This is a genomic window from Streptomyces sp. NPDC050161 (assembly GCF_044460025.1).
Lineage (GTDB): Bacteria > Actinomycetota > Actinomycetes > Streptomycetales > Streptomycetaceae > Streptomyces.
Genome location: NZ_JBITJM010000017.1, coordinates 21,151 through 36,283, shown reverse-complemented (window position 1 = coordinate 36,283; position 15,133 = coordinate 21,151). Strand labels below are relative to the sequence as shown.

Here is a 15,133-nt window from a genome sequence, read left to right as displayed (position 1 = left end):
CCTAAGGCTGGCGCGGCGGGGGCGACAGGGGCGCCACGCGCGCGTCGAACCAGCCCTCCAGCGGCTCACCCGAGTCGTAGAGACGGTGAATAAACTTCTGGCATTGCAGGATGAGCTGGCGGTCGACGAACTTCCGCACGGATTCCAGAATGCCCTGGCCGTCATAGACCGCCTGGTACATCACGTGCGAGCCGAGCGTGTAGATCTCCGGAAGCGGACCGTCACCCTCGAACTGCGCCACCTGGTCCGCCCCGATGATGTGGACGGGGCCCCCGCACTGCTCCCGGATGCGCAGAGCGTGCAATTCCCATTGCATGTAGTCGGTGAGTGGTTCGTCGACCACACGGATCCGCCGGGCCTCGAAGCCGTGCCTGTCGACCTTGCGGTGATACTCGGCCATGTCCGCACGGCCCGCTTCCAACAGGCGCATGGACTCGCCCCACTCACCGCGCGCGAACGCTTCCCAGCTGTCGTAGCCGGGTTCCTTGAAGCTCTGCTGCCGCTCCAGCTTCCAGAATCCGAGGTCGGCACTGTTCCAGAAGTGCTTCTCGAAGTCCGTGTAGTAGGCGTCGAGCGCCATACGCTCCCCTGTGGCGCCGCCGAGGAGACTACGCATCCGGGATGTCCGCCTTGGCCGCCACGATCGTTGCCCTCGGGATGACGACCAGCCGCTCCCCGGGGTCGACACTCACCCCGTCCGGCAGCCGCCCCTCGTAGGAGGTGGTCAGGTCCGCCCCGATGACCACGACGTCCCCGTTGTCCAACTCCCAGACATCCGGGCAGCTGGCATTGCCGGACGTCTGCCCCAGCTCGTGCGACGACTTACCCAGCCGTCGCACGAAGGACGCCTCGGGATCGGCCTCCCATTTCTTCGCCATGTCTCCTCCATACGGCGGCATTTGACGCCATCTCAGTTGCGAACCCATCAAGGTTATCGCTCACAGTGTTCGTTCGACCGTGAACTGTCATCCGTTTCCCGCCAACATGGGCCTTCCACACGAGTCCGACGTTTCCCGCATGACCAGTGGACGGGTGCCTGGCGAGGATCGCTCCGGTCCAGAGCTCGTGCCTGGCCCGGCAAGGGGGGAGCCGGCCTCGGCGGTGGCGGCCTCACCACCGCCCAACTAGCGCGATCCGGGAAGCCCCGGGGGGGACGAGCACGTCCGTGGCACAGCCCTCGCGAAGAACGGTGCACGATCATGGCGGAGAAGCCCTCGATTGTTCTCGTCCACGGATTCTGGGGCGGCGCCGCACACTAAGCACTGTGCATCGTGAAGTTGCAGCTCGCGGGCCTGGCGTGTGCTGTCTTCATTGCGCTGCGACCAGCGGCCCGGCGATCTGGCCGGCGGCAACGGCGTCCACCGCACCACCGTGGGCCGCTGGGTGCGTGAGGCCGTCGGCCTGCTGGCCGCCGTGCGCGCCCCGGTCGAGCACCGCTTCGCCCGTCTGAAGAACTGGCGCGTCCTCGACAAAGTCCGCACGAATCCGAGGTGGGCGACCGCGCTGGTACGGCCCTGCTGGTGCTGACGAACCAGGAAGTCGCCCGCTGAGGGATGACCTTGTCGGTGGCCTTCCGACCCGGGCCTGCCCGAGCCTCCCGACACCTACGCACACCAGGCCGGCTGACGTGCAGTCTTCACGATGCACCGTGCTCAATAAGCGTCGGCCCCGGTTCGGGCTGCTGCCGAGTCACCGGTCAGGGGCCCGGGTCCGCGCGTCGTCGCGGATGACGTGGATGACGCGGATGCCGCGGATGACGTGGATGACGTGGACCACCCCTATCGATCCTTCCGCAATCGCGGCGGTCGTGTACCTCGGTCGCGGCGGAGGCGATATCCCTAAAACTTCTTGACACGTTTCTGACATTTGCGGCCTACGGTCGGAGCGTGCCGCGGCACCGGTCAACAGCACGGTCGACGAGCTGCCCCCATGGGATCGAGACATCCGGATGGAGACATCATTTTGCGGAAAAGTAGATGGCTGGCGCTGGCTGCCGTTGCCGGGCTGGCCTTTACAGCGACGGGTGAAGGAACAGCCGGCGCTGCAACGGATATGACCCAGCGGGCCGTGGTGGGAAACCCGCCCCCGTGGACCGCGTCGGCTGAGCACCTCGGGCATGCGGACCCGGGCGGGACTCTTGAAGCAACCATGCTGTTGGCCGGCCAGGATCCCGCAGGGCTGGCCCGTCATGCTCAAGAGGTTTCGGATCCGCACAGTCCCTCCTACCGGCATTTCCTGACCGCACAGCAAGCTCTTGACCGGTATGGGACCAGCCATGTGCAGTGGGAACGGGTCACAAAGTGGGCGCGTGCCGCGGGCCTGAAGGCTACGGTCAGCGGACCTCACTCGATTTCCGTGCGGGGAAACACAAGCCGGATTGAGGCGGCCTTCGGCACCCGCATCGACAAGTACCGCGTCGACGGACGTACAGTGCGGGCGCCCGCCCGTTCCGTCAGCGTTCCGCACTCCCTCGCAGGCGACGTCTTCGGAATAACCGGACTGGACACGAGGCGGCTGGCGCATCCTATGAGCGTTCACAAGAACGCTCCTTCCACAACGAACGCCCCTTCCACAACCGGCAGTAAATGCTCGTCGTTCTACGGGGAAAAACCAGCGGCCAACCTCCCGAAGGCTTACGGGCGGACCGTCTCATGGGAACCGTGCGGCTACACGCCGGCGCAGATACGCAGCGCCTACGGCATCAAGGGGACCGGTCTCACCGGCAAAGGCGCCAAGGTCGCGATCCTCGCCGCCCTGGTCTCTCCCACCCTTCTGAAGGACGCCAACACCTACGCCGCTCATCACGGTGAGCAGCCCTTCGCCCCAGGACAGCTGACCATGCGCCTGCCGCAGGGCGCGCCTCAGGTCGTGGGTGACGACGAAGGGGCGATGGATCTCGAAGCGGTGCATGCCGTCGCTCCGGACGCCGCGGTCACCTTCGATGTCGGGACAGGCGACGTGACCGGTAACGCGGTGCTGGACGCGCTGACCGACGTCGTCGACCACCGGCTCGCCGATGTGCTGACGAGCTCCTACGTGGAGGGCGTTCTGCCCGGTGGACAGCAGGATGAGGACCGGGTGGATCCGGCGATTGTGAAGGCAACCGAGCAGTCCCTCCAGCAGGCCGCCGTTGAAGGCATCAGTACGAACTTCTCATCGGGCGACGGCGGCGGTTTCCACGACGGCAACGCCTCCCCCCATGGGACTCCGCAACTGGAATATCCCAGTTCCAGCCCCTGGACCACCGCTGTCGGCGGGACGAGTCTGGCCATCGGGGCGAAGAACGAGTATGAGTGGGAGACCGGTTGGGAGAGTGACGCTTCGAAACTGGCCGCCGACGGTAAGTCCTGGGCTCAGCCTTTGCCCGGAACCTTCTCGGCCGGTGCAGGCGGCGGTGTGAGTACTGTTTTCGCCCAGCCTGCCTACCAGCGCAATGCCGTACCTGTCGCGCTGAGTTCACCGGACGGCAAAAAGCCGATGCGGACAATGCCCGACATAGCTGCTGTGGGCGACTTCCATACCGGCATCCGCGTCGGCGTGTCACACCCATCCGCTACCGGCCAAAAGCCCCAGTACCGCGAACAATCCGACGGAGGCACAAGTCTGTCATCCCCCCTCATCGCCGGCATGGAGGCCCTGGCCGTCCAAGCGGCAGGCGGAAAGTCTCTGGGTTTTGCGAATCCGGCTCTCTACGCTCTGCAGGGGACGGGGGCCTACCGTGACATCACCGACCACCCCAGTGGGGCGCACGAGAAGGAATCCTTCGCTGCGGAGATGGTGAACCCTCGCACGCAAGAAAAGTACACTCAGCTGTTCACTCTCGGACAGTCGGCCGACTCGGGTCTGGTATCAGGCCCCGGCTATGACACGGTCACCGGTCTGGGCTCACCGACAGGGAACTTCTTCAAAGCCCTGGCAGGCAAGTAACGCACATAAAGTTGTACGCGCGTGAAAACAGGGCCTCTTGGTGACTCGCGGTGGTCAATTCCAGCGAGCGGCAAGAGGCCCTGTGCCTCCCTCTGGCGCGTGATCTGCCCCGAGTTCCGCAGAGTCGGTGATCGCGTTTCAGCCCGGACCTGCTCGGCCAGGCGGTTCAACACCCGCTCCGGGACCGCCAGTTCGTCCCTCTCGACCTGGACTTCATGAACTGGACTTCATGAAGCTGCTTGGCCAACTGCCCCGCGAGGGCGTCCAGCTCGCTCCGGCGAGCGGAATTCCACTGCCGCTCCTGCCGGTCGTACGGAAGTCCGCGCGGCCACCGCACCGTGCGCGTGTACACCGCTCCCGAGGTCCGGCCGGACGATCCGTCCGGCCGGACCATCCCGATCAGCTACCGGACGGCGCGCGGCCCTGGACGCGGCGGGCCACGGCGAGCGCGATCGGCGCCGCCAGCCAGCACAGGTACGCGCCGGAGCTCGTGGTCAGGAACGAGAGGGGAACGGACGCCCCGAACACTGCGGCCAGGCAGATGCTGCGCACCAGGTTCTCGGCGAACACCCGGGGCGGGACGTCCGTGCGGTACAGGTGTGCGCGTCGGATCTCCCGGATGATCAGCGCGAACGACGCGGACGCCAGGACCTGCACGATCGCGTACAGGCTGAACCGGGGCGGGAAGGCGCCGTCGGCGGTGATCACCCGGGTCGCGAACGGCATCAGGACCTGCATGAACAGCCATGCCAGGGTGAGGCTGGTCAGGCGGCTGTTCAGTGCGCGGACATGTCGGAAGATCTCGTGGTGGGCGCGCCAGTGGGCGGCGATCACCACGAAGCTGAGTGCGAAGGCCAGGTACTCCTTGCCGTGGGCCGACACCGAACGCAGCACGGCGCCGGTGGTGTCGCCGGCAGGGACGGGGAGGTCCAGCGCCAGCAAGGTGAGTGCGATCGCGACTGCCGCGTCGATGAACGCGGTGAGCCGCTCGGCGGAGAGCGCTCGCGCCTCGCCGGTCTCGTCGTCGGGCTGGTGGCTGGTGTGAGTCGCCATGGTGAGGGACAGCTCCTGCGGCTCAGGCGCCGATTTCCACGGCCGGCCGGGGCGTGGCCGCCAGGCGCCGGGACCGTACGGCCAGGATGATCATGACCGCCGGGATCAGGAGGTCGTTGACGAGGACTCCGCCGGTGTTGCCGGGAGCGTGGTCACCGCCTGCGAACCACTGGTAGAGGTGACCGGCCACGGCTCCCCAGAGGAACATCCCGCCGCCGATCCCGATGGTGATGCGCTCCCGCGCGGACGCCGAGGCGGCCCGGAAGCCCATGACGGCCAGTCCGAGGTTGGCGAAGGCGATCTCGAACATGAAGGGCGTCCGGTCGAAGCCGATCGCTGTGGCCATGACATCCGGGAAGGCGAGGAACGCGACCGTCATCCACAGGCTGCCGCAGCCGAAGGCACCGATGGCCCACCAGCGCTGCCAGGTTTCCAGCGCCTGCTGGGGTGACGGGGCGCGACGGGTCCGCACGAAGGCCCCGATGGCCGGTATCAGGATCCAGACCAGCGGAAAGGCGGACTGGGCGAGGTAGGAGAAGTTGTCCATGAGCCTGATTCTTAACTGGTTAATATTAACCTGTCAACGGTCGGGTACAGTGGTAGCTGTGGATGATGGACTCGCAGACGCGCTGCACCGCGTGGTCATGCTGCTGGGTGAGGCGGCCCGGCAGCGCACCGATGGCCCCGACGGCTTGACGTACAGCCAGATACGCCTTCTGGGCACGCTGGAGGACATCGAACCGACGACGCAGCATCGGCTCGCTCAGGCGCTGTCGGTGTCCGACCCGGCGATCAGCCGGGCGCTACGACCACTCGAAGCGGACGGTCTGGTACAGATCGCCGTCGACCCCGAACACGCGCGGCGGCGGCTGGTCCGCCTCACCGAGGCCGGCCGGAGCGCCTTCCACACCGCAGGAAAGCCGCTAGGCGACGAGTTCCGGGCCGGGCTCGTCGCGGCCGATTTTCCCTACGACCGCTACCTCCACGACACCCTTCGGCTGGCCGAGCTCCTCGCATCCGACTGAGAGCGCCGCTACGCGTACCGCGACAGCACCTGGCGCCGCCTCAGGCGACGTTCGCCACATCACCGGACCGCCGATTCCAGTATCTGGATTCGTCTTCTCATGATGTGGGCTGCTCGCTACGCTCCTGCCCATCGGTTCCCGACAGGGAGGTATGGGGCACATGATCGAGGCAACGGCGCTTCCGGCGGCCTGGCAGGTCAGGTTCCGGGCGGGCGAGAACGAAGGGCTCGCCGACACCCTCAAGAGCGGTATCGGTGGCTCTGCCGGGATGCGGCCTCATGAGCTGCTGGAGGCATCGCTGGCCACGTGCATGACCATCTCGGCGCGCATGGCACTGGCCGACCTTGGTATCGCCGACGCCGACGTGAGCGTGCGCGTGTATCTGGAGCGCGAGGAGTCGACGACGCGGTTCCGGTACGAACTCGCTCTCGACCCGGCGCTTGAGGCTCACCGAGCGTTGGTCATGGAGCGCATCGAGTGCTCCCCCGTACGTTCCACGCTGAGCAGGCGGCTGGTATTCGAGGCCGTGTGAGCGATGCCCCTCAGGCGGAGCCGAGGTCTGCTCGTCCCGCTAACCCCCCAAGGACTCGATCATGTGATCATCGAGTGCGGCAGCCCATTCCTCCCGGCGCCACGGTCGCAGTTCGCGGCGGGCTCGGCGGAGTCGGATCGTTGCCACTCGGCCGCCGCTCGCTGACGCCGCGTCGACGCAGTCGTGCAGCAGAGCGGCTGCCGACTGTGGGTCGCCCAGGCGGAGTTGAGCGAGGGCCTGGTCCGACGTGACGATCGACCGCTGCACTCGCTCGCGCCTCTGCGTGAGTGCCGACGCCGACTGCGCGAACTCCTCGTGTGCCGTTGCCGCGTCACCGACGTACAGGGCTACGACGCCCTCGAATCCCCGCAGGTGGGCAGCGGTGAACGACACACCGGACGGGTCGTCCGCGCGGTCCCGGTCGAGGTCGTACCAGGCAAGGGCGAGCGCGGAGCGCGCCTGCCGTTCGGCGTGCTCTCCTCCGCCGCGGGCGCTCAACTCCGCCTGAAGGGCGTGCGAGCGGGCGCGGACGGTGACGCTGTGACCGGCACGTGCGTCACGTACCGCGGCGGCGACCAGACGCTGTGCCGCTTCGATGCCGGGCGTCGCATACAAGGTGACCAGGGCATGACTCATGTGCACCACCGCGCGATGCCACGGGGCACCGATGTGTCCTGCGGTCTCGGTGGCGGCGGCGTACAGGCCGCGCGACGCGGCATCGTCACGCGTCTCGAAGGCAAGCCGGCCCGCCAGGGTGTAGGCGTGTGCGGCGACCGTCCGCAAGCCCGGAAGCAGTGGCCCGGGTACGTCACCGTCGAGCAGTCGTCTGCACGACTCGACAACGGGCGCGAGAAGCAACTGCAGGCGTACGAACGGCAGGCTCCCGACCTCGCGGTTCACGTCACCGATCGCGGTGCGCAGCACATCGAGGACCATGGCGTCGGTTCTTTGCGGGTCGGCGAGCGCCCCGGCGAGGGCGGCGCCGGCCTGCGGACCGAGCAGCGACAGCAGGTCGAGGCCGGTATCGGTGGTGGTGCGCACGAGCAGCCGACGCAGCTCGCCGATGGCCCGCTCGCTCGCACCGAGGTACCTGAGCGCGTCGAGAAGCTCGGCGACATCGGAGCCCGGACCGAGGGACGTCTCGCCTCCGTTCCTGGCGTAGTGGTGAGCAAGCAGCAGTTGATACCGCTCGCTCGGCAGGATCGGACGAGCACTCTCCCAGCGGGCGACGGACCGCTGCACACTGGCGGCACTGCTGTCGAGGGGCAGCCCCAAGCGTGCGGCAACAGCGGCCAACGCGCGGGCGGTGCCGGCCAGGGACAGGCCACGGCTGTGGCGCAGCCGTTTGAGTGTGGCAGCGCCGACGTGGCGACCGTGCTCGCTCATACCTCCATCATGCCCATGCCCCGGGTCACACAGGGGCGATCAGGCGTGGTTTCCCTTGCTCCGCCGCGTAGTTGAGCGTCTGCCACGTGCCGGACATGCTCTCGCTCTCCTCCAGAGGGAAGCCGATCACCATGCCGGATCGGTCGACCATGTATCGGTTGCGTGCGTGGTAGGCGCGTGATTGCAGTTCCGGGGCGCGCAGCTCGACGACTTCTGTGATGCGGCCCCTGTACTGGTCGACCGCCTGCCGAGCCTCGTCGGGTTGTTCAGCGACGGTCCCCGGGACGACGACAGTGATCGACGCTGACGAGTGATCCGCGATCCATCGCAGTGCCAGGGTGTCCACTCCCTTCGCGCCGCCGATGTAGAAGCGTGCCTCCTCGGTGGCAAACGGACCGAGATACGTCGCGAAGAGGTCCCCGTACCAGGTGAGTTCGTGGTGGCCGGTTGACCGGGTTCCGGTGACGGCAATGCTCAAAGCCATGATCAAGTCCGTGTCATAGGTTGTCGGATGCCGCGCCGGCCCGCTGCGCGATCCACTGAGGGCATGGACGTGAGAACCGACTCGACCGCCATTCTGGCCGAACGCCTCCGAGAGCACAGGGCCGACGCGATCCGCATCGACTCGACAGCCCTCACCGTGGAGACGATCAACACCACCATCCACCAAGCCCTCCACCTCCGCACCGCCCGTCCCGACCTCGGTGTACTCGCCGAGCTTGAGCAGGAACTGCGTGCTCACATCGCCCGTCTCCTCCCCAACGCCCGTGAATCCGTCAGCCGCCTCCGTCACGGCGGCGAGGCGCATCGGCTGACGGCGCGCCTGGACGCCATCGCCCACCAGGCCCGCCAGGGGCTCGGGCCGGGCCCGCTCTCCGCGCACGTTCAGGTGCAGCAACTCGCCCGCGACTGCGCGTGGTTGCTGGGCCTGGCCCGACGGGCGGACGGTGCCTCGTGAGCGGGCCCCTCGACGGCCGCGCGGACGGTCACGCCTACGCCTACGTCTACGACCGTGCCACCGCCCGTCACTCCCATCGGCTGCTGGAGCAGCGCCTCCTCGGGTGCCGGAACACCGCCGAACGGTATGGGTGGGAGGTGGTCGGCGTCTGGATCGATCGTGGGGGCGATGCTCTGGCCGAAGTTCCTGGCAAACGGGCTGAGTTCATGCGTCTCGCTCGGCAGATGGCCGTCGACACCCACGCGTTCGGCCGCCCCGCCGTATGCCTCATCCACAACTGGGACCGTCTCAGCCGGGAACACACCGTCCGCCCGGCCTTCCAGCGCCACATCGTCGGTGCGGGGGGCCACACTTCGACCACCTTCGATGAGTCCGACCGGCGTGCCCGGGACACCCTCACGGTGAGGAGTCCTGTCGCGGATGCACGTGGCGGCTTCCCGAACTTCCCGTTACGAGAGGGCGTTATGACCGACACCGATCGCTGCGAGACCTGCGGCACCACCGATGACGTCGCCGAGGTCTATCAGCATTCCGCTTCCGGGCCCGGCTGGGAGTTGGTGTTGTGCGAGCCGTGTGCGCGCGGTCCGCAGCGACGGCCGCTCGATGTGGGTGTCGAGGCGCACCCGCGTGCGCAGCGGGCCGACGCGTTCCGGGTCGGCAATCGGGGAGGTGCGGTGCGGTGACGTTCTCCGAGCGCTGTGACTGCGGATCCACCTGGAATCTGCGGGACGCCTATTTCGACACCGCGTCCGGGCCCTGCGTCGTCCGGACCTTCTGCGGCCGGTGCGCGCCGGGGCCGGACGGGACGGTGGACGGGAGCGTGGACGGGACGGAAGGAGCGCTGCCGCCTCCCGTGGGCCCGCCTCCCGTGAGCCCGTCTCCTCACGCCACCGACCCGATCCGCCCCAGCCCTCGCGGGTTGTCGTGGTGAATGGGGGTGTGGGCGCCGGTGAGGGGGACGCCGGTGCCGCCGCGGCGGTCGGCGATGATTTCGGCGGCTATGGAGAGGGCGGTCTCTTCGGGGGTGCGGGCGCCGAGGTCGAGGCCGATGGGTGAGCGGAGGCGGTGGAGTTCGAGTTCGGTGAGGCCGGCGTCGCGCAGGCGGCGGAGCCGGTCGGTGTGGGTGTGCCGGGAGCCCATCGCGCCGACGTAGGCGACCGGGAGTTTGAGCGCACGTTCCAGGAGCGGTACGTCGAACTTGGCGTCGTGGGTGAGGACGCACAGCACCGTGCGGGGGTCCAGGTCCTGGGAGTCGAGGTAGCGGTGCGGCCAGTCGACGACGATCTCGTCGGCGTCGGGGAAGCGTTGCCTGGTGGCGAAGACCGGGCGGGCGTCGCAGACGGTGACGTGGTAATTGAGCAGCCTGCCGACCTTGACCAGGGCGGCGGCGAAGTCGATGGCGCCGAAGACGATCATGCGGGGGGCCGGGACGGATGATTCGGTCAGGAGGACGACGGGCGCTCCGCACCGGGCGCCGTCCGCGCCGATCTCGGTGGTGGCGGTGCGCCCTGCGTCCAGCAGTGCGCGGGTTTCGGCGACGGCGGTGCGGTCCAGGGCGGGGTGGCCGCCGAGGGTGCCGGTGTGGCTGCCGTCGGGGCGTACGAGCAGGGCGCGGCCGAGGAGTTCGGGCGGGCCCTGTACGACGCGGGTGACCGCCGCCGCCTCCCCCTGGGCGGCGGCGGCCAGCGCGGCGGCCAGCGTGGCGGGGTTGCTGTCCACCGGCTGTGCCTCGTGTCGGCCGTCGGGGGCCGGTGCGAGGGTGCTCGCGGGTACCGGCGTGACGAGGATGTCGATGATGCCGCCGCAGGTCAGGCCGATGGCGAAGGCGTCCTCGTCGCTGTAGCCGAAGCGTTCGGTGGCCGCTTCGCCGGTCTCCAGCGCTTCTTGGCACAGTGCGTAGACCGCGCCCTCCACACACCCGCCGGAGACCGACCCGATCGCCGTGCCGTCGGCGTCGACGGCGAGCGCGGCGCCCGGCTGGCGGGGCGCGCTGCCGTGGGTGGCCACGACGGTGGCCACCGCGAAGTCGCGTCCCTGCTCGACCCACCGGTGCAGCTCTTCGGCGATGTCCAGCATGTCGTTCTCCTAACGGGCGGTGGGTGGGCGGGAGTTGGCGGGGGTTACCTGACGCCCAGCCAGTTCTCGATGGGGTGGAGGGAGAAGTAGACGACGAAGACCAGTGTCAGCACCCACATGAAGCCGCCGACCTCGCGCCACTTGCCCTGCGCGGTCTTGATGGCCGTGTAGGCGATGACACCGGCGCCGACGCCTGCGGTGATCTGATAGGTGAACGGCATCAGGGCGACGGTCAGGAAGACCGGGATGGAGGTCGCCCGGTCGCTCCAGTCGACGTGCGCAGCCGCGCTCATCATCATCGAGCCGATGACGACGAGGGCCGCCGACGCGACCTGGGCGGGCACCAGTTGGGTGAGCGGCGTGAAGAAGAGGCAGGCCGCGAAGAACAGGCCGGTGACGACCGCCGACAGGCCCGTACGGGCGCCCTCGCCGACGCCGCTCGCCGACTCGATGAACACGGTCTGGCCCGAGCCGCCGGTGACGCCGCCGATGGCGCCGCCCGCGCCGTCCACGAAGAGCGCTTTGGACAGGCCGGGCATCCGGCCCTTGTCGTCGGCCAGCTTCGCTTCCGTGCCGACGCCGATGATGGTGGCCATCGCGTCGAAGAACCCGGCCAGCACGAGGGTGAAGACGATCATGCCGACGCTGAGGGCGCCGATGGATCCCCAGCCGCCGAATTCGACGTGTCCGAAGAGGCCGAAGTCGGGTGCCGAGACGGCGCTGCCGTGCAGGGCGGGGGCGGCGCCCTGCCAGTCCTTGTCGGTGAGGCCGCCCGCTTCGGTGGCGACGATGGACAGCACGCTGCCTGCGACGATGCCGATGAGGATGGCGCCGGGCACCCTGCGGGCCTGGAGCATGAAGATCAGGATCAGGGTGACGCAGAAGAACAGGACCGGCCAGCCGGAGAGGTTGCCGGTGAGTCCGAGGGTGACCGGGCCGCCCTCGCCCTTGCCGACGAAGCCGGCCTTCACCAGACCCAGCAGGGCGACGAACATGCCGATGCCCATGGTGATGGCGTGCTTGAGCGCCAGCGGAATGGCGTTCATGATCATCTCGCGCAGCCCGGTGACCACCAGGAGCATGATCACCACGCCGTACAGCACGCACATCCCCATGGCCTGCGGCCAGGTCATGTGCGGGACGACCTGGGTGGTCAGCGCCGCGGAGACGTTGAGCCCGGCCGCCAGCGCCAGCGGTACCTTGCCGACGAAGCCCATCAGCAGCGTGCAGACCGCGGCGCCCAGCGCGGTGGCGGTGACCACACCGGCGTGCCCGAGCGTGTGCTTGTCGACGTCGGGTGTCGACAGGATCAGCGGGTTGAGCAGGAGGATGTAGCACATCGCCATGAAGGTGGTGATGCCGCCGCGTACCTCACGGGGGATCGTCGAGCCTCGGTCGGATATGTGGAAGTACCGGTCGAGCCACGAGCGGCCGGCGGGTGGCCGCGAGCCCTCGCCCGCGTCTTCCGCCGCCGTCTGCGGCGCTGTGGACTGCTGGGTCATGGTGCCTTAACTCCCAAGGTTCATAGGTGCACTCGCAACGCTGCGAGATTTGGGATGGATATGCGGCTGCACGACCCGGGGGACGGCCCGAGGCGAACGGTGGGTGCTGCCCGGCGCGGTGCGGTGCGGTGCGGACAGCGACTGCGTGGTGCGGCATCAACTCCCTTGACGGAGAGGGGCGATGTGGCCGGGGCGGCTCCGGGCGGTGGGCACAGGAGGAACGGGCAGGACATCCTGCGGCCCGCCGCCCGGAGTACCGGTGTCCGGGGCGGCTGCCCGGACGGTCAGGTGCCGGTGAGGTGCTCGGGGCGTACCGGCGTCTTGTTCAGTTCCAGGCCCGTCGCGTTCCGGATCGCCGCGAGGACGGCCGGGGTGGACGACAGGGTCGGGGCCTCACCGATGCCGCGCAGCCCGTACGGGGCGGCCTCGTCGGCGAGTTCGAGCACGTCGACCGGGATGGTCGGGGTGTCGAGGATGGTGGGGATGAGGTAGTCGGTGAAGGAGGGGTTGCGCACCTTCGCCGTCTTCGGGTCGACGACGATCTCCTCCATGACCGCGACACCAAGACCCTGCGTGGTGCCGCCCTGGATCTGGCCGACGACGGACAGCGGGTTGAGCGCCTTGCCGACGTCCTGGGCGACGGCCAGCTCGACGACCTTGACCAGGCCCAGCTCGGTGTCCACCTCGACCACCGCGCGGTGCGCGGCGAAGGAGTACTGGACGTGGCCGTTGCCCTGCCCTGTGCGCAGGTCGAACGCCTCGGTCGGCCGGTGCCTGAACTCCAGCTCCAGGTCGACGGCCTCGCCCTCCAGGACGTCCGCGATATCGGCCAGCACCTCGCCGCCGTCGGTGACGACCTTGCCGCCCTCCAGCAGCAGTTCTGCGGTGGCCCACGCGGGGTGGTAGGTGCCGAGTTTGCCGCGGCCGATCTCCAGGACCTTCTCGCGCACCGCCTCGCAGGTGTTCTTCACCGCGCCGCCGGTCATGTACGTCTGCCGGGACGCGGAGGTGGAACCCGCCGAGCCCACCCGGGTGTCGGCGGGCTGGATGGTGACCTGCTGGACCCCCAGCTCGGTGCGGGCGATCTGCGCGTGGACGGTGACGCCGCCCTGGCCGACCTCCGCCATCGCGGTGTGCACGGTCGCGACCGGCTCGCCGCCGACCACCTCCATCCGCACCCGGGCGGTGGAGTAGTCGTCGAAGCCCTCGGAGAATCCGACGTTCTTGATGCCGACGGCGTAGCCGATCCCGCGCACGACGCCTTCGCCGTGCGTGGTGTTGGACAGGCCGCCCGGCAGCGCGCGGACGTCCGCCCGTTCGCCGGCCGCCAGCCACTGCTGTTCGGGCGGCAGCGGCATCGCCTTGACGCGGCGCAGCAGTTCGGCGACCGGGGCGGGCGATTCGACCGGCTGCCCCGTCGGCATGATCGTGCCCTCTTCCATGGCGTTGAGCTGCCGGAACTCGACCGGGTCCAGGCCCAGTTCGGCGGCGACCTTGTCCATCTGCGCCTCGTAGGCGAAGCACGCCTGGACCGCGCCGAAGCCGCGCATCGCACCGCACGGCGGGTTGTTGGAGTAGAGCGCGATGGCCTCGATGTCGACGTCGTCGACGACGTAGGGGCCGACGGCGAGGGAGGAGGCGTTGCCGACGACGGCGGGCGAGGCGGACGCGTAGGCGCCGCCGTCCAGCACGATGCGGCACTTCAGGTGCGTCAGCTTGCCGTCGCGGGTGGCGCCGTGCTCGTACCTGAGCTTGGCCGGGTGCCGGTGAACGTGTCCGAAGAAGGACTCGAAGCGGTTGTAGACGATCTTGACGGGCTTGCCGGTGCGCAGCGCCAGCAGGCAGGCGTGGATCTGCATCGACAGGTCCTCGCGACCGCCGAACGCGCCGCCGACGCCGGACAGCGTCATCCGGACCTTGTCCTCGGGCAGGCCCAGGACCGGCGCGATCTGCCGCAGGTCGGAGTGGAGCCACTGGGTGGCGACGTACAGGTCGACGCCGCCGTCGTCGGCGGGCACCGCGAGGCCGGACTCCGGGCCGAGGAACGCCTGGTCCTGCATGCCGAAGACGTACTCGCCCGTGACGATGACGTCGGCCCTCTTGGCGGCCTCGTCGGCGTTGCCGCGCACGATCGGCTGGCGGTGCACGATGTTGGGGTGCGGGACGTGGCCCGCGTGGTGGTCGTCGCGGTGTTCGTGGACCAGCGGCGCGCCGTCGGCGGTCGCGGACGCCTCGTCGGTGACGACCGGCAGCTCGGCATAGTCGATCTTGATCTTCGCCGCGGCCCGGCGGGCGGTCTCCGGGTGGTCGGCGGCGACGAGCGCCACCGGCTCGCCGTGGTGGCGGACCTTGCCGTGCGCGAGGACCGGCGTGTCCTGGATCTCCAGGCCGTAGTGCTTCACGTCGGTGGGCAGGTCGTCGTAGGTCAGAACGGCGTGGACACCGGGGGTGGCGAGCGCTTCGGAGGTGTCGATCGACCGGATCTCGGCGTGCGCGGTGGTGGAGCGCAGCGTGAAGCCCCACAGCATGTCCTCGTGCCACATGTCCGACGAGTACGCGAACTCGCCGGTCACCTTGAGGGTGCCGTCGGGTCGCAGCGTGGACTCGCCGATGCCGGCCCTGGTCCTTCCGCCCTGCGTGAGGTCGGTGGGTGTGCGTGTGACGCCCATGGTGG

Annotated in this window: 15 protein-coding genes; 6 read left to right on the top strand and 9 right to left on the bottom strand. The window is 68.9% G+C overall.

The features are described 5' to 3' along the window. Window position 1: 1 nt before the first annotated feature. Entirely contained in the window at window positions 2–580 is a 579-nt protein-coding gene (locus ACIBK8_RS25245) for a DUF6879 family protein (RefSeq protein ID WP_399044135.1), read from the bottom strand. Between the two features lie 28 nt (window positions 581–608). Continuing rightward, window positions 609–878 carry a hypothetical protein gene (locus ACIBK8_RS25240; protein ID WP_399044134.1) on the bottom strand — a complete coding sequence of 90 codons (270 nt, stop codon included), beginning with the start codon at window positions 876–878 and terminating at the stop codon, window positions 609–611. 421 nt (window positions 879–1,299) lie between these two features. On the opposite strand from ACIBK8_RS25240, the gene ACIBK8_RS25235 reads away from it, so the two are divergent. Then, window positions 1,300–1,527 carry a hypothetical protein gene (locus tag ACIBK8_RS25235; protein WP_399044133.1) on the top strand — a complete coding sequence of 76 codons (228 nt, stop codon included), beginning with the start codon at window positions 1,300–1,302 and terminating at the stop codon, window positions 1,525–1,527. A gap of 402 nt (window positions 1,528–1,929) precedes the next feature. Next, entirely contained in the window at window positions 1,930–3,927 is a 1,998-nt protein-coding gene (locus ACIBK8_RS25230) for a protease pro-enzyme activation domain-containing protein (RefSeq protein WP_399044132.1), read from the top strand. Between the two features lie 399 nt (window positions 3,928–4,326). Here ACIBK8_RS25230 and ACIBK8_RS25225 read toward each other — a convergent pair whose 3' ends face one another. Both ACIBK8_RS25225 and ACIBK8_RS25220 read right to left on the bottom strand, forming a co-directional pair. After that, window positions 4,327–4,980, bottom strand: a complete 654-nt coding sequence (locus ACIBK8_RS25225) for a TMEM175 family protein (protein ID WP_399044131.1) — start codon at window positions 4,978–4,980, stop codon at window positions 4,327–4,329. Between the two features lie 22 nt (window positions 4,981–5,002). Beyond that, window positions 5,003–5,527 carry a DUF6790 family protein gene (locus ACIBK8_RS25220; protein WP_399044130.1) on the bottom strand — a complete coding sequence of 175 codons (525 nt, stop codon included), beginning with the start codon at window positions 5,525–5,527 and terminating at the stop codon, window positions 5,003–5,005. A 58-nt stretch (window positions 5,528–5,585) separates the two neighbouring features. On the opposite strand from ACIBK8_RS25220, the gene ACIBK8_RS25215 reads away from it, so the two are divergent. Then, window positions 5,586–6,005, top strand: a complete 420-nt coding sequence (locus tag ACIBK8_RS25215; protein ID WP_399044129.1) for a MarR family winged helix-turn-helix transcriptional regulator — start codon at window positions 5,586–5,588, stop codon at window positions 6,003–6,005. Between the two features lie 160 nt (window positions 6,006–6,165). Next, window positions 6,166–6,537: an OsmC family protein gene (locus ACIBK8_RS25210; protein WP_399044128.1), complete on the top strand. Its 372-nt coding sequence runs from the start codon at window positions 6,166–6,168 to the stop codon at window positions 6,535–6,537. A 39-nt stretch (window positions 6,538–6,576) separates the two neighbouring features. Here the strand turns inward: ACIBK8_RS25210 and ACIBK8_RS25205 are convergent, their stop codons facing one another. Both ACIBK8_RS25205 and ACIBK8_RS25200 read right to left on the bottom strand, forming a co-directional pair. Then, complete coding sequence (locus ACIBK8_RS25205) at window positions 6,577–7,923, bottom strand: hypothetical protein (RefSeq protein ID WP_399044127.1); 1,347 nt, start codon at window positions 7,921–7,923, stop codon at window positions 6,577–6,579. 25 nt (window positions 7,924–7,948) lie between these two features. After that, the gene (locus ACIBK8_RS25200) at window positions 7,949–8,407 is read right to left on the bottom strand and encodes a DNA-processing protein DprA (protein ID WP_399044126.1); all 459 of its coding nucleotides are present in this window, start codon (window positions 8,405–8,407) and stop codon (window positions 7,949–7,951) included. A 63-nt stretch (window positions 8,408–8,470) separates the two neighbouring features. Here ACIBK8_RS25200 and ACIBK8_RS25195 point away from each other — a divergent pair, with 63 nt between their 5' ends. Further along, on the top strand, window positions 8,471–8,881 hold the full coding sequence (locus ACIBK8_RS25195) for a DUF6415 family natural product biosynthesis protein (protein ID WP_399044125.1): 411 nt from the start codon (window positions 8,471–8,473) through the stop codon (window positions 8,879–8,881). Between the two features lie 224 nt (window positions 8,882–9,105). Beyond that, window positions 9,106–9,564, top strand: a complete 459-nt coding sequence (locus ACIBK8_RS25190) for a hypothetical protein (protein WP_399044124.1) — start codon at window positions 9,106–9,108, stop codon at window positions 9,562–9,564. A gap of 199 nt (window positions 9,565–9,763) precedes the next feature. On the opposite strand, the gene ACIBK8_RS25185 is transcribed toward ACIBK8_RS25190, so the two are convergent. The 3 genes from ACIBK8_RS25185 to ACIBK8_RS25175 all read right to left on the bottom strand — a co-directional run bounded on the left by ACIBK8_RS25185 (window position 9,764) and on the right by ACIBK8_RS25175 (window position 15,128). Further along, window positions 9,764–10,957 (bottom strand): XdhC family protein, encoded by a 1,194-nt coding sequence (locus ACIBK8_RS25185; RefSeq protein WP_399044123.1) that lies wholly within the window; start codon window positions 10,955–10,957, stop codon window positions 9,764–9,766. 44 nt (window positions 10,958–11,001) lie between these two features. After that, window positions 11,002–12,459 (bottom strand): NCS2 family permease, encoded by a 1,458-nt coding sequence (locus ACIBK8_RS25180; protein ID WP_399044122.1) that lies wholly within the window; start codon window positions 12,457–12,459, stop codon window positions 11,002–11,004. 284 nt (window positions 12,460–12,743) lie between these two features. Then, the gene (locus tag ACIBK8_RS25175; RefSeq protein ID WP_399044121.1) at window positions 12,744–15,128 is read right to left on the bottom strand and encodes a xanthine dehydrogenase family protein molybdopterin-binding subunit; all 2,385 of its coding nucleotides are present in this window, start codon (window positions 15,126–15,128) and stop codon (window positions 12,744–12,746) included. Window positions 15,129–15,133 lie beyond the last annotated feature (5 nt).

What these genes read in the sequence shown, in the direction of transcription:
- ACIBK8_RS25225 (WP_399044131.1), bottom strand. Translation starts at nt 4,980, where the DNA reads ATGGCGACTCACACCAGCCACCAGCCCGACGACGAGACCGGCGAGGCG.
- ACIBK8_RS25180 (WP_399044122.1), bottom strand. Translation starts at nt 12,459, where the DNA reads ATGACCCAGCAGTCCACAGCGCCGCAGACGGCGGCGGAAGACGCGGGC.
- ACIBK8_RS25200 (WP_399044126.1), bottom strand. Translation starts at nt 8,407, where the DNA reads ATGGCTTTGAGCATTGCCGTCACCGGAACCCGGTCAACCGGCCACCAC.
- ACIBK8_RS25185 (WP_399044123.1), bottom strand. Translation starts at nt 10,957, where the DNA reads ATGCTGGACATCGCCGAAGAGCTGCACCGGTGGGTCGAGCAGGGACGC.
- ACIBK8_RS25190 (WP_399044124.1), top strand. Translation starts at nt 9,106, where the DNA reads ATGGCCGTCGACACCCACGCGTTCGGCCGCCCCGCCGTATGCCTCATC.
- ACIBK8_RS25230 (WP_399044132.1), top strand. Translation starts at nt 1,930, where the DNA reads ATGGGATCGAGACATCCGGATGGAGACATCATTTTGCGGAAAAGTAGA.
- ACIBK8_RS25240 (WP_399044134.1), bottom strand. Translation starts at nt 878, where the DNA reads ATGGCGAAGAAATGGGAGGCCGATCCCGAGGCGTCCTTCGTGCGACGG.
- ACIBK8_RS25175 (WP_399044121.1), bottom strand. Translation starts at nt 15,128, where the DNA reads ATGGGCGTCACACGCACACCCACCGACCTCACGCAGGGCGGAAGGACC.
- ACIBK8_RS25220 (WP_399044130.1), bottom strand. Translation starts at nt 5,527, where the DNA reads ATGGACAACTTCTCCTACCTCGCCCAGTCCGCCTTTCCGCTGGTCTGG.
- ACIBK8_RS25245 (WP_399044135.1), bottom strand. Translation starts at nt 580, where the DNA reads ATGGCGCTCGACGCCTACTACACGGACTTCGAGAAGCACTTCTGGAAC.
- ACIBK8_RS25205 (WP_399044127.1), bottom strand. Translation starts at nt 7,923, where the DNA reads ATGAGCGAGCACGGTCGCCACGTCGGCGCTGCCACACTCAAACGGCTG.
- ACIBK8_RS25210 (WP_399044128.1), top strand. Translation starts at nt 6,166, where the DNA reads ATGATCGAGGCAACGGCGCTTCCGGCGGCCTGGCAGGTCAGGTTCCGG.
- ACIBK8_RS25195 (WP_399044125.1), top strand. Translation starts at nt 8,471, where the DNA reads ATGGACGTGAGAACCGACTCGACCGCCATTCTGGCCGAACGCCTCCGA.